Annotated in this window: 6 protein-coding genes; 3 read left to right on the top strand and 3 right to left on the bottom strand. The window is 64.5% G+C overall.

What is annotated here, in order from left to right; translation table 11 throughout:
• From RT662_RS07710 to RT662_RS07700, 3 genes are all read right to left on the bottom strand, one after another.
• Window positions 1-1,026, bottom strand: a 1,026-nt coding sequence (locus RT662_RS07710; RefSeq protein ID WP_409530146.1) for a TonB-dependent siderophore receptor, incomplete at its 3' end; no start/stop codon positions are given.
• Window positions 1,027-1,623: 597 nt separating this feature from the next.
• Complete coding sequence (locus RT662_RS07705) at window positions 1,624-1,893, bottom strand: hypothetical protein (protein ID WP_313670129.1); 270 nt, start codon at window positions 1,891-1,893, stop codon at window positions 1,624-1,626.
• Entirely contained in the window at window positions 1,890-10,370 is an 8,481-nt protein-coding gene (locus tag RT662_RS07700; protein ID WP_313670128.1) for a GH36-type glycosyl hydrolase domain-containing protein, read from the bottom strand. Before RT662_RS07700 ends, RT662_RS07705 begins: the two co-directional genes overlap by 4 nt.
• Window positions 10,371-10,994: 624 nt before the next feature.
• On the opposite strand from RT662_RS07700, the gene RT662_RS07695 reads away from it, so the two are divergent.
• From RT662_RS07695 to RT662_RS07685, 3 genes are all read left to right on the top strand, one after another.
• A complete protein-coding gene (locus tag RT662_RS07695) occupies window positions 10,995-11,351 on the top strand; it encodes a DUF305 domain-containing protein (protein WP_409530145.1) in 357 nt (118 codons plus the stop codon).
• A gap of 101 nt (window positions 11,352-11,452) precedes the next feature.
• A complete protein-coding gene (locus tag RT662_RS07690) occupies window positions 11,453-13,798 on the top strand; it encodes a heavy metal translocating P-type ATPase (protein WP_313670126.1) in 2,346 nt (781 codons plus the stop codon).
• Window positions 13,795-14,007: a hypothetical protein gene (locus RT662_RS07685; protein WP_313670125.1), complete on the top strand. Its 213-nt coding sequence runs from the start codon at window positions 13,795-13,797 to the stop codon at window positions 14,005-14,007. Before RT662_RS07690 ends, RT662_RS07685 begins: the two co-directional genes overlap by 4 nt.
• Window positions 14,008-14,202 lie beyond the last annotated feature (195 nt).

Raw genomic sequence — 14,202 nt, 5'->3', positions numbered from 1 at the left:
ACCGAACAATACCCGGTGCTTCAGGCCGCCGGTTTCAAAACGGCCCTGCACTTCCCCGCGCAGCACCTGGTGTTCGGCATCATAATCGCGGAACCGGCGCTGGCGCGACAGCGAGCGGCCATCCCGACCCAGCCGTTGCCGGGCGCCGGCGAGTTCGGCCTCGGTCGAAAAGCCGCTCAGCCGCGTATCACGGTGCTGGCCACCGATCAGGATCGACCAATCATCGTTGAATTCGTGGCTCAGCTGCAATTGGTGGCCGGTCACCTCGGCATCAAGCGGGCCATCGCCGGGCTCACCCAGGAACGTGCGGCGGTCCATCACGCCCAGCTGGCCATTGATGGCGACCACCCCGCGATCGAACTGCGCTTCGGCGCGCGTCAACTCCAGCTCATAGGTCAGCGCTGTCTTCTCACCCAGCTTGACCAGCACCGATGGCGTGAAGCCCCAACGTTCGGAACGCGTGCCACGGAAGCTGCCGGCATCCTCGTAGAAACCGATCAGGCGCACCGCCGCCACGTCGCCCAGCGCCAGATTGAAATCACCATCCAGGCGCTGCCGATCCCAGCTGCCGGCCTGAACCCCAATCGTACCGCGCGTGTCAAAATCGGCCTTCTTGGTGACGATGTTGATCACCCCGCCCGGCTCGCCGCGGCCATAGAGCGCCGCCTGCGGGCCTTTCAGCACCTCGATCTTCTCGATGCCCGAAACATCGCGCACCCCGCCAAAGCCGCGGCCGTTGTTGTAGCCGTTGACGAGATAGCCAGACGGCAGATTTTCATCCCCGGCAAAACCGCGCACAGCAAAGGCGTCCCAAAGCCCGCCGAAATTATTCTGCCGCGCGATCGAGGCATTGAGATCGAGCGCATCGGTGAGACGCAGGATATTGTTGTTGTTGAGCCAGGTGCCATCAATGGTCGTGATTGCCGCCGGGGTTTCCTGCACGGTAAAGTCGCCGCGATAGGGCTGCCGTGCGGCCGTGACGGTGATCTCGCCGCTATCAGCCCCACTTGCCTCCTCTGCAAGCACAGCCGCAGAGGCACCAGACAGAAGCAGTGCAGCAACAAGCCGAATCATAAAACCCCCGCGTCAGACGTGCGGCGGCTGCGATACAAGATATCATTAAATTCGCAAGCCGTTCTTTTGCCCGCCCAACCGTTGGCGCCAGCAGATGGGAAGCGCAGCAGACGCTTTTCGAGTTTGTGGAGCCCGGTTGACCGCGGAGATTTGCAGCAAGAAAGGTGATGGTTTGACCTTCGAAGGCCAAAGACAATATTTATTGTTATATTTCAGATATTTAACATGAAGGTCACGGAGAGGATGGGATGCCGCATTATCGCGAGAAAACATAATATATTCAACGTGTTATGGTTAACATGATCGCCATTTTGCAGCACAAGTTTTGGCAAACGGTTCCTGCCAGTCGTCGGCATAGTGACAACAGGATGATGATCGTCGCGTCTGCGCGGAAGCCAGCCTTCAACGTTGCACGTTCAGATCCCGTGTCCTGCGCCGAACCACAGACTTGAATGACGGCTTGTGGGCCGCTGTCTGGAACAGCTCCAGCACCGGCGCGATGTGGCAGATGAGAGCTGGCGCCGAAATCTGAAATACGCCCTTCTCGGTTCAGCCGGCATCATTGCCTGCAAAGGACGCACGGCCCTCTGCGCTTTCAAACTGCAGCACGGCCCGCTCGCCCTGGTTGCTGAGCGCGCGCACCATACGTTCGGCCGCAGCAACGGCGGCATCTCGGCATGCAGCGGGCATCATCATGCACGCATCGCGGCGAACCGCCCAGCCATAGGGCTCCTTGACGATGGCAAAAACAATCATGGCGGCATCTCCTGTTCTGCACGGCGGACGAAGCTCAAACACCCGACCGGCGTAAAAGTTCACCCGCTCTGCGACGAACCGAGAATGATGCTGATCGCGCAGCCGGCAGTGCCGCGCCGCAGCGGGATGCGCAGCGAACTGCCCAAGGGGCCTTGCGGGCATGGCGCGCCATCCACTTCGGCGGCGGCGATGCCGCGACAGACGCGGTGCGGGTTGGTGACATTGATGGTGTAGCGGCAGCCGAGGTGGCGCAGCGTGACCTCAAAGCCTGGCCAGTGATCCGGAATGCAGGGATCAATCTCCAGGAAGCCGTCGCGGATGCGCACGCCCAGCAGATATTCGAGGCCCGCCCGCTGCATCCAGCCGGCCGCACCGGTATACCAGGTCCAGCCGCCGCGCCCGACATTGGGCGGCCGCGAATAGATATCGGCGGCCACCACGTAAGGCTCCACCTTGTAACGATGCAGCTCGGCGGGCGTGAGGCTGTGGTTGATCGGGTTGAGCATGGCGAGCAGCGAACCTGCCTGGTTGCCATCACCCAGCATGGCCCAGGCGATCACCGACCACAGGGCCGCATGGGTATATTGCCCGCCATTCTCGCGGATGCCGGGCGGATAGCCCTTGATATAGCCGGGATCGAGCGGCGTGTGATCGAACGGCGGCGCAAACAGCAGCGCCAGCCCGGTTTCGGCCGAAACAAGCTCGCGGGCGGCCGAGGCCATGGCACGGCGCGCGCGCGCAGGATCGCCGCCGCCTGAAATCACCGCCCAGGATTGGGCGATGGAATCGATCCGGCATTCCTCGCTCGCCGATGATCCCAGCGGCGAGCCATCATCAAACCAGCCGCGTCGATACCAGTCACCATCCCAGGCTTCGCCATCCAGCGCCGCGCGCAAGGCCGCGGCATGGGCTGTCCACGCCGCAACGCGCGCCGCGTCACCGCGGGCAGCGGCAATCGGCATGAACGCCGCCAGGCTGGCATCGAGGAACCAGCCCATCCAGACGCTTTCGCCCAGCCCTTCATGGCCGACCCGGTTCATGCCATCGTTCCAGTCGCCGCCGCCAAACAGCGGCAGGCCATGCACCCCGACCGCAAGGCTGGCATCCAGCGCCCGCGCGCAATGCTCGTAGAGGTTGGCCGACGTTTCACTGATGCCGGGATGGAAGAAGCTTTCCATTTCTCCCGGGGCCAGCACGGGGCCATCGAGGAAGGGGATGTCTTCGGCTAGGATCGCGGTGTCGCCGGTGGTCGAAAGATAATGCGCCGTCACCAGCGCCAGCCAGACGCGATCATCAGCAAAGCGGGTGCGCACGCCATTGCCGGCTTGCGGCAGCCACCAATGCTGCACATCGCCTTCGATGAACTGCCGGCCAGCAGCACGCACGATCTGGGCGCGGGCAATGGCGGGGCGCACCGTGGCCACCGCCATCACGTCCTGCAACTGGTCGCGGAAGCCATAGGCGCCGCTGGCCTGGTAGAAGCCGGCGCGCGCCCGGATGCGGCAGGCCAGCGTCTGATAGAGCAGCCAGCCATTGAGCATGATGTCGAGCGAGCGGTCGGGCGTGGTGACGTTCACCGCGTCAAGCACTTCGGCCCAATCATCGGTCACTTCGGCCAACACGGCATCAAGATCGGCGGTGCGATAGCGTTCGATCAGCGCGCGGGCGGCGTCATCGCCCACCGTTTCCCCCAGCAGGCACAGGATCTCGATGCTTTCGCCGTCGGCCAGTTCGATGTGAGTCTGCATCGCGCCGCACGGATCAAGGCCGGCCCCGACGCGGTTGGACAAGGGGGCCTGGGTGGCCATCGCCAGCGGGTCGCCAACATCGCCGTTGCGCCCGATGAACTCCCGGCGGTCCCCGCTCAGGCTGGTCTGCCGCCCCCCCAGATCAAGGAAGGCGGTGCGGCCGGCAAAATCCGGAATCCAGGCATTACCGGCAAACATTGCGCCGCTGGCCGGATCGGTGCGGGTGACGGTGAACGGCGCAGCGGCGGCGCGCGAGGGCCCCAGCACCCATTCCACATAGGCGGCGACCGTCAGCCGCCGCACCCGCCCCGAATTGTTGCGGATGGTGAGCCGTGAAATCTTCACCGGATCGGCGATGGGCACATATTCGATCAGGCCGAATTCCAGCCCCGACACGGCATATTCGAACCGGCTGTAGCCCCAGCCATGGTGCGCAACATAAGTGCCGGCCGGGTCGCGGATCGGAGCCGCAGTCGGGCTCCATACGGCGCCATCGTCGTCATCGCGGATATAGAAGGCCTGCCCGGCAGGATCGCCAACCGGATCGTTGGACCACGGCGTCAACGGGTGTTCGCGGCTGTTGGCGGCCCAGGTGAAGCCAGCGCCATCGGCAGACACCTGGAAGCCGAATTCGGGGTTGGCGATGACATTGATCCACGGCAGCGGCGTCGTCTGGCCTGGCCCCTGCACGATCACATATTCGCGGCCGTCCCTTGCAAAACCGCCGATGCCGTTGAACAGTTCCAGTGTCGGCAGGCTGGCCGGGCGATCGGCTTTCGCTGTGAGTGCCGTGCGCGGCGGGCGGCGGCGCAGCGCCGGTTCACGCCGCGCGTCGAGCTGGCTGGCCAGCGGGCCGTTGTGCGCATCGATCACCACCCGCGCGACTACCAGCAGCAGATCGCGGGTTGGATCGGGCACCAGATCGGCGCGCAGCACGAAAACCGTGCCGGGGCTGCGTTCACCGAATTGCGCGCGCGACTGGCTGGCCCGCACCAGGCCCTCCAGCGCGCTTTGCAGGTCCTGTACATAGGATGTGCCGCGTTCGTTGATGATCACCAGATCAAACGGCAACTGCTTCATCCGCCAATAATCGGTGGCCTGCATCAGTTCCCGCGCCACGGCCAGTTGCTCGATATCCGCGATGCGCAGCACGATGATTGGCAAATCGCCGGAGATGCCCAGCGACCACAGGCCCGATTGCGGGCCGGCACCCTGCGCGATGGCCGCTGCGCCCGGCCGCATGCTGGCCGAAACATACAGCATGGGCCCGGCCAGCCGCTGGAACTGTGCGGCCTGGCCCGCACCCAGCCGCAGATGGTGGAGCTGGATCTGGGCCTGCGTGAAGGCCAGCGTCGCCGCGCGTTCAAAGGCGGTTGGCGCGCTGTGCTTGTCGATCATCTCCAGAACCGCCTGGCGGCTGGCGCCCGCCATCGTCCAGAACGCCACATGGGCCGTTTCACCGGGGGCCACCCGCACGCGGGTGCGCAACACGAACACTGGATCGACCACGGCGCCGTGCGAGCCTGAAAGGGATCGGCCATCGGCAACGGCACGCGGCCAATGGGCATTGCCGCCCCGGCCCAGAAACTGGGCGCGATCGGTTTCGAACTCGCACGACCCCACGGCCTTGTCGTCCACCACGATCAGGTGCGCGGCCCAGGTTTCGCGGTCAGCCGGGTCGCGCTGGCGGCGCCGGGCAAGCAGGGCATGGCACCCTGGCAGACATTCGGTTTCGATGAACAATTTGGAAAAGGCCGGGTGAGCGACGTCGGCGGCTTGCGGCGCCAGCGCGAGTTCGGCGAACGAGGTGATCTCGATGGTACGCACCTGGCTGCCGGCATTGCCGATCGAAACGCGCCGCACCTCGCTGTCGTCCTCTGCCGAAACCAGCACGGTCATGCTGGTGGTCAGATCGCCATCGCGGCGGACGAATTCGGCGCGGTCCTCGTTGAAGCTGACAGCATAGCTGTCGGGCTCGCGGCGGATCGGCTGGAACCCGGCCGACCAGATGTCGCCGGTGTCGGCATCGCGCAGATAGATGTGGGAACCCCAATCGTCGCACGTTGGGTCTTCGCGCCAGCGAGTGACAGCCGTGTCGCGCCAGCGGCTGTAGCCCGATCCGGCTGCCGTGATCATCAGCGTGTATCGGCCATTGGAAAGGAGATGGGTTGCCGGCGCCGGCGTGTGCGGCGTGGCGAACTGTCGGCCGACGGATCGACTGATGAACGACACCTTCGTGGCGGGTTGGGCTTCGTCGGCAGCGGCGACCGGCGTCGCCGCCACGAGGCGCGGCATGCGTTCCTGCAACAGCAGTTCGGCGGCCTTCACCAGTGGTTCGGCATGGAAGCGATCGCACATGATGCAGCCGAACACCGTGTTGGCCAGTGCCACGATCGTCATGCCCTGATGATGCGCCATGAAATTGCGGACGATGGCCACGCTGCGGCCGGTCGGCAGCCGCGACGCCGTGAAGTCCAGCGCGTCATAATAGCCATAACGCCCCATCGCGCCCGCCGCGTCGAGGCGCTTGAAATTGGCGATGGCGGCGTGCGGCTGCGCCATTGCCGCCAGTGCGGTGGCATAGGGCGCGACCACCAGATCATCAGCAAGGCCGCGCTTCAGCCCCAGGCTCGGCACGCCGAAATTGGAATATTGGTAGGTGAGTTCCAGATCGCGGGCGTTGAACGCCGATTCCGATATGCCCCACGGCAGATCATGCAGCTTGCCATATTCGATATGAGCCGCGACCGCCCGGCACTCGGTGCGTTCCAGAAGGCTGCCGGCCGGGGGGCGCATGACCAGCGCCGGCATGAGATATTCGAACATCGAACCCGACCACGACACCAGCAGCGGCCCGGACGTACCCAGCGTGACCGCATGGCCCAATCTGAACCAGTGCCGGGCCGGGACATCGCCCTTGGCAATGGCAAAGAAGCTGGCGAGGCGGGCTTCGGAGGCCAGCAGGTCATAGTGGTTCTCATCCAGCGCGCCGGTGGCATCCGAATAGCCGATCGACAGCAGTTTGCGATCCGGGTGCAGCATGAAGGCAAAGTCCATCGCCATCGCCATGGCACGCGCGTCTGCAGCCAGCGCTCGCAGGCGCTCGCTGGTTTGGACGGGTTCGGCAACAGGCTGCGCATCGCGCTGGTGACTGTCGATGGCAGCGCCCACGGCGGCCAGCCAGAACAGCCGGTCATGATCGTCTGCGGTGATCGCTTCAGGCAGCGTTGCTTGCACGGCAATCACGGCCAGGCCAAGACCGGGCCAATCCACATCCCCATCGGCGAGCAGCCTTGCCGCCAACGCCGCGGCGGCCGCGTTTGGCTCCGGGCTGCCGCCCGGCAACGTCTGGAAGATGGCCAGGGCATCATGCACACCGCCAAGACGGGCCGCCTCGGTTTGCGGCTGCTCGCGCCACGCATCACAGGCATTGGCCAGCGCGATCAGATGCCCGGCAAGATTGCCGCTGTCGACCGACGACACATAGGGCGGGTCGAGCACCCGGCAATCTCGCGTATCGTACCAGTTGTAGAAATGCCCCCGGCAGCGCGGCAGCCGCGCCAGGGTGGCCATGGTCGCTTCCAGCCGATCGATCGCCTCGTGCGTGCCGATCCAGCCGAAATCACGGGCGCTCGCCACCGACAGCAGGTAGAGGCCGATATTGGTCGGCGACGTGCGGCGCGCGATGACTTGTGCCGGATCTTCCTGAAAATTGTCGGGCGGCAGCATGTTATCGGCCGGGGTCACCACAAATTCGAAATAGCGCCAGGTGCGCCGCGCGATCAGCCGCAGTTGCTTGCTGTCAGCCGCATCCAGTGTCAGCCGGTGCGGCCGCACCGGCGGCGTGCTGATCTGGCAGGCCAACGCTGGCGATAACGCCCACAAGAGCGCGAACGCCAGCGCCACGGGCCAGCTTGCCTCTCCGCCGGCGGCGGCAAGACCCACACCGATGACAGACAGGATGATGGCGCCCGGCATGCGCCCGTAAAAGCCGCGTGTATCAAGCCGCATCGCATCAGCCAGCTGCGCCGCCGGAACCCATTCCAGCATGTTGCGGTGGGTGATCGTTACCCGGATCAGCGTGCGCCCGATGGCATCGCCCATCAACCAGGCCTGATCAGCGAGGAACATGATCACCAGCCCCCAGCGCGCCACGGCAAGCCGCAAATCGGCACCAAGAGCCCGCAATTGCGCCGCAGCGGGAACGCCCGTGGGCCACCTGAACAGGCTTTCAAGGAACGGGATCAGTGCCGGCACGCCGAGCACCAGCACCAGGAACAACGTCCACAGCAGCGCCGCCGGCAATGGCAACAGCCAACCGGAAAACAGCGCGGCCACAGCGCTTGGCGCCGTCAGGCTGCGGCGCAGATTGTCGATCATCTTGGCCCGGCCGGTCATCGGCAAGGCGGTGCCGGCACTGCGCCGTGCCCCCAGGATCCAGGGCAGCAACTGCCAGTCACCCCGCGCCCAGCGATGGTAGCGGCGCGATGCAACGTCATAGCGTTCGGGGAACTCCTCGACCACCTCCACGTCGCTGGCCAATCCAGCGCGGGCAAAAACGCCTTCGAACAGATCATGGCTCAGCAGAGTGGATTCTGGCACCCGCCCGGCCAGCGCGGCTTCGAACGCATCCACGTCGTAAATGCCCTTGCCAGCATAGGAGCCTTCGCCAAACAGATCCTGATAAACATCGGAAACCGCCGCTGCATAAGGATCGATGCCGCTGTCGCTGGAAAACAGCCGCTGGAACCATGAGCCTTCGTGGCCGATCGCCAGCGCCGGCGTGATCCGGGGTTGCAACAGGCCATGGCCTTCAACCACGCGCCCGCTGGCGGGATCAAAACGCGGCTGGTTGAGCGGATGCGCCAGCTTGCCGATCAGGCGTCGCACGGTATCGCGCGGTAGCCGCGTGTCGGCATCAAGCGTGATGACAAACTTCACCCGTTCGGGCACGGATGGCGCTCGACCAGCGGCCGTGATGAAACTCGTATCGCTGGCCCCGCGCAGCAGCCGGTTCAATTCCTGCAGCTTGCCGCGCTTGCGCTCCCAGCCCATCCACACGCCCTCGCTGGCGCTCCAGTGCCGCCGCCGGTGCAACAGCAGGAACCGGTTTCCCCCGGCGATGGCCGGGTAGCGCGCGTTCAGCGTGGCGATGCCCTCGCTGGCCAGTGCCAGCAGCGCGGCGTCCGCTGCCTGTGTTTCGGCAGGCGCATCGGCCCAATCAGACAGCAGCGCGAAATGCACATCGCCTTCCAGACTGGCGAGATGATGGATTTCCAGTGTCTCGATCTGTTCGGCAATGCCGTGCGCTGATGTCAGCATCACCGGCACCGCAACCAGCGTCCGCAGGTCTTCGGGAACACCCTGGCGCAATTCCAGCGCCGGCAGGAAGGTGGCCGGGATGGCACGCATCACCCCGGCATTGACCAGGGCCACCGCGGCATCAAGCGCCGGTATGGCACCCAATAGCAGCAGCAACAGGACCCAGGCCGGCGCAATCTTCATGCCCACCAGCGCCAGAACCGGAACCAGCAGGATCAGGGCCGCCACCACCATGATCACTGCGCCATAGCCAGACAGGCCCAACCTGCGACTCAACCGGCGCGGCCAGACCCTGATGGGCGCATGATAGCCGATCTGCGCTTCCAGCAGCGGCCGGCCGGCGGCCACCAGATAATAGCCGGGATCGCCGCGCCGCGGATCGATCGTGCCATCGGCGAACGGCGCCTTGCCGGCAGCTTGCAGTGCGCGCGCCGCAACCTCTATCTCAGACAGCGGCGAACTGCGCGCCAGCGCCTCGATGGCGGTGCGATAATGGTTGCGACTGGCAAAATCCATCGCCCGATAGGTGTCGTTCGCCGCCAGTAGATCATCAACCGGCGACATCTTCTCGAACAGCACCGACCAATCGATTTCCGCCATCACCCGCATGCTGGTGATGATGTTGCGCACCGTCACGGTGGCACCGATCTGGCGTTCTTGTTCGGAAATGATCGCGGCGTTGCTGTTGGTCCCACGTTCGGCCAGTTGTGCATCAAGCCACGTCAGGGCCTGCACAACCCCGTCGCCATGGCTTTGCAGCCGGTGCACGAATTGCACGGCGAACGCATCGGATACCGGGCCGCGATGGCCCGCCAGCACCACGGCCGCAGGCTCGGCCACGCCGGTATCCACACCCAGCAGGCGATCCGCCAGCGCATCGGCGGACTGGCGATCCGCCTGGCTGTGCTCGATCCGCACGGCAAAGCGGCGCAAATTCTCGATCAGCACGATGCGCAACGTGGTGGCGACCGCCCACAACTCGCCGATCGTCAGCGGCTGCACCTCCTGATAGGCGCGCATGAAGCCAGTCAGCGCTTCGGCATCGAAGCGGCTGTCGGTGTGCGCGACATAAGCCCAGGCGATGCCGAACACGCGCGGAAAGCCGACAAACGGCCCGGCCACAAGTTTGGGCAGCAGGCGATAGAAGGCCGGCGGCAGATTGGCGCGTACATCCCGGATATGGCGTTCGACCAGATGGAAGTTGTCGACCAACCATTCGGCGGCCGGCGTGATCGGCATTGCGACCTGCAGGGCCAACGTCGTGGCGCGGAACGTCTGCCGCAAGCGGGCTTCGTTGTCCGCCAACCGGGCATTCAGGGACACGCCTCGCCGCGGCACGGTATCGCTCGCCTGCGCCCACGCCAGGCTGCGGGCGTGATCATGAAGCCGTTCGAGACCAAACAATTCCTCGCGGATCGGCTTTTCGCCAAACCAGGGCGATGGACGCGGGCGGAACAGGCCGTCGATCATGGACGCCACCGGGCTGTGTGCCGACAAAACAATGTGCAGGCACCCAACAGCCAGAACATTGGCCGTGGCGGGCCGCGCACATCAATCATCGAAAACCTATTGCGTTGCGGACGGGGCTGCCCATGAAGCCATAACCAACGGCGCGCGCACAAGTTCCCCAAAGAAAACGAGAAATCGTCTGGCAGCGGCGTTGACACCCAATTCAGGGTCGTATTGCGCGCCAGCACCCCAAAACTGGTTCCGGCAAAGTCAGTTGCCAGCGCCCGCGAATTCAAACTCTTGCGGCCAGCCCATCACCACGCCGGTTGCTTTTGCGAACCATGCCGGCGGCCATGGCGCCTTTGGCGGGGCTTCGGGTGCTGCTCCGCTCGGTCGCAATCGAAGTCTGTCTTGCCGCCCTGGTGATGGCAGTCGTTGCTTGGGGCGGAACGATAGTGCCGCCTGCTGCGTTGTACATGGTATTCCCGCACCGCCTTGGCCACACGGCCGGCAGCGCGGCGTGCGTGAAACACGATAACAGGCCCAGAGAAAGGCTTTCCCATGCACAGATATCTGGCACTCGCAGCTCTTATCCTTGCGGCGCCCGTTGCCGCGCAAACAGCGCCGCCTGTTGATCACAGCAGCATGCTTGGCATGAACAATGGCATGCAGGCCAAGCCTGGACAGCCGATGCAGGCAGTGGACCATAGCAAGATGGGCGGCATGGCCGACATGATGAAGAATACGCCGGCCAATCCCTATGCGGAGGCCGGCATGGCCATGCATCACAAGATGATGGTTGTTGGCGCCGATGCTTCGGAAACCTGGGCTCGCCAGATGATCGAGCATCATCGCGGTGCGATTGCCATGTCGAGGATTGCGGTGGCGCAGGCCGGCGACAAGGAATTGCGCACGATGGCGCAAAAAGTTGTGAACATGCAGGTTGCTGAGGTCGCCAGTCTCCAGTCATGGCTGAAGCGTCACGGCAAGAACGCGCAGTAGAAACAACGGTGGCATCAGGATCGTGGCGCCGGACCTGATGCCCGCGTCGCCAAAGGCGCGCCCCGAGACGGGTGCAAGGTTCGACCATAAGGACGAGCGGCATGGCCGACGAGACCCACAGCGCGCATGCGGCGGCGGGATCTGCAAATCCTGCCAGGACCGCGCGCGACCCTGTGTGCGGTATGATGGTCGATCCGCACACGGCGCCGCATCGCTCCGAACATGATGGTCACGCCTTTTATTTCTGCTCTGCCGGATGCCGCGCCAAATTCATCGCAGATCCGGTGAAATATCTGGCGCCTGCAGATCTGCAGGCGCACGCGCCTTTGCCCGAAGGCACGATTTACACCTGTCCAATGCACCCGCAGATCAGGCAGGTCGGGCCGGGGGCCTGCCCGATTTGCGGCATGGCGCTCGAACCGGCAGTGATGACCGCCCAGACGCCGCCCAACCCCGAATTGGCCGACTTCACCCGGCGTTTCTGGATCGGCCTGGCGCTGACAATCCCGGTGTTTGCGCTCGAAATGGGCGGCCATCTGATCAGGCTCGACCGCCTGATCGCCCCGCAGGCGTCGAACTGGGTTCAACTGCTGCTGGCCACGCCGGTGGTGCTCTGGGCCGGGTGGCCGTTCTTCGAGCGGGGATGGCGGTCGCTGGTCAATCGCAGCCTGAACATGTTCACGCTGGTTGCCATGGGGACAGGCGTGGCTTGGGCCTACAGCGTCGTCGCCACCGTGGTGCCAGCCGTGTTTCCGCCGGCATTCCGCCGCATGGACGGCGCCGTCGCGGTCTATTTTGAAGCCGCCGCAATCATCGTTGTGCTGGTCCTCCTTGGCCAGTTGCTCGAACTTCGTGCGCGTGAGGCCACCGGTGGCGCCATCCGCGCCTTGCTCGATCTTGCGCCCAAGACCGCCCGCCGCCTCAAGGCAGACGGCTCCGACGAAGAGATTTCGCTCGGCCTTATCGTTGCCGGCGATGCCCTGCGTGTGCGCCCGGGTGAAGCCGTCCCCGTCGACGGAACCGTGACCGAGGGGCACTCGACGATCGATGAGTCAATGGTGACCGGCGAGTCCATGCCCGTAACCAAGAAAGCAGGCGACCCGGTCATCGCTGGCACGATCAACCAGACCGGCGCCATCGCGATGCGGGCCGACAAGGTCGGCAGCGACACAATGCTGGCGAAGATCGTCCAGATGGTTGCCGATGCCCAGCGCAGCCGGGCGCCAATTCAGCGGCTTGCTGACCAAGTGGCCGGGTGGTTCGTTCCAGCGGTCATTGTCGCCGCAGTGCTGGCCTTTATCGTCTGGGTGACATTTGGGCCTGAGCCGCGTTTCACGTTGGGCTTCGTTGCCGCCGTCACCGTTCTGATCATCGCCTGCCCCTGCGCGCTCGGCCTCGCCACGCCAATGTCGATCATGGTCGGCGTTGGCCGTGGTGCTGCGGCCGGCGTGCTCGTCAAGAATGCCGAAGCGTTGGAACGGATGGAGAAGGTCGACACGCTGCTTGTCGACAAGACAGGGACGCTGACCGAGGGCAAGCCCAAGGTTGTCGCCATCGAGCCCTTCAGTGGCATCACTGAGGCCGATCTGCTGCGGTTTTCCGCAGCCGTCGAACGCCCAAGCCAGCACCCTCTTGCCGCTGCCATCGTTGCCGAAGCCGCTGCCCGCACACTTGCTGTGGAAACCGCAACTGACTTCGACGCACCCGCCGGCAAAGGCGTCATCGGCACCATCGACGGCCGTCGGGTGGCCATCGGCAACCCCGCCTATTTGTCGGAGCTCGGCGTTGATACCGCAGCCCTGACCGAAGCCGCCGACCGCCATCGCCGTGAAGGCGCCACTGCCATCCTCGTCGCTGTCGATGGCAAGGCCGCCGGTGTGATCGCCATTGCCGATCCGGTGAAAGAGTCCACGCCCAGCGCCCTGGCAGCGCTCAAGGCCGAGGGTGTCCGTGTCATCATGGTCACCGGTGACAACCGGGTCACCGCCGAAGCTGTGGCGCGGCGCCTTGGACTTGAAGAGGTTGAGGCCGATGTGCTGCCGGATGCCAAAAGCGCTGTGGTGGCTCGTTTGAAAGCCGAAGGCCGCGTTGTTGCGATGGCGGGGGACGGTGTCAACGATGCCCCCGCGCTTGCCGCGGCCGATGTTGGGATTGCCATGGGCACCGGCACTGATGTGGCGATTGAAAGCGCCGGCGTGACGTTGGTGAAGGGCGATCTGAATGGCATCGTCCGCGCCCGCCGTCTCAGCCAAGCCACAATGCGGAACATCCGCCAGAACCTGTTCCTGGCCTTCGTCTACAATGCCATCGGTGTGCCTGTCGCCGCCGGGGTGCTTTATCCGTCCTTGGGGCTGCTGCTGTCGCCGGGTATCGCTGCGACGGCCATGGCATTGTCGTCGATATCGGTTGTCGGGAACGCGCTGCGCCTCAGACGTGCCAAACTGTGAAGGCGCTGGTCGATTACCCGATCAATCTGGTCAAGGCCGATGGCAAGCGAACGCAGCTAAAGACCGACAACAAGGGTGAGGTTCATATCGCTTCCGATGCGCAGAGCTCGAAGCGACGCTGGCCACCACCGTCGAGCGTGACTTTGGCTCCCATGACCGCTGGCATTCCAATTTGTAGCAAAACGCGGCCCACCCGCGCGGAGGCATGAAGTCAACCCAATAGGTTCAAATCCCTAATCCTCCGCCGAACGACAGACTTTCATGACTGCTTGTGGGCACAAAGCGGAACGACCGCAGCAGAACGCAAAAGCGGGACAGCTGCCATTCGTTGGCGCGGGTAGAGGAAGGCGGCCCATTGCGGATTGGCAGATCAAAAGCTGCCGCAGACATGCCGACCATCGCTT

It is taken from the genome of Sandarakinorhabdus sp. (assembly GCF_032115815.1).
In the GTDB taxonomy this organism is placed as follows: domain Bacteria; phylum Pseudomonadota; class Alphaproteobacteria; order Sphingomonadales; family Sphingomonadaceae; genus Sandarakinorhabdus.
The sequence above is the reverse complement of the archived record's forward strand: the minus strand, read 5'-3'. Positions and strand labels throughout refer to the sequence as shown.

Coding starts and splice junctions, on each gene's coding strand:
- RT662_RS07700 (WP_313670128.1), bottom strand. CDS start 10,370: ATGATCGACGGCCTGTTCCGCCCGCGTCCATCGCCCTGGTTTGGCGAA.
- RT662_RS07695 (WP_409530145.1), top strand. CDS start 10,995: ATGCTTGGCATGAACAATGGCATGCAGGCCAAGCCTGGACAGCCGATG.
- RT662_RS07690 (WP_313670126.1), top strand. CDS start 11,453: ATGGCCGACGAGACCCACAGCGCGCATGCGGCGGCGGGATCTGCAAAT.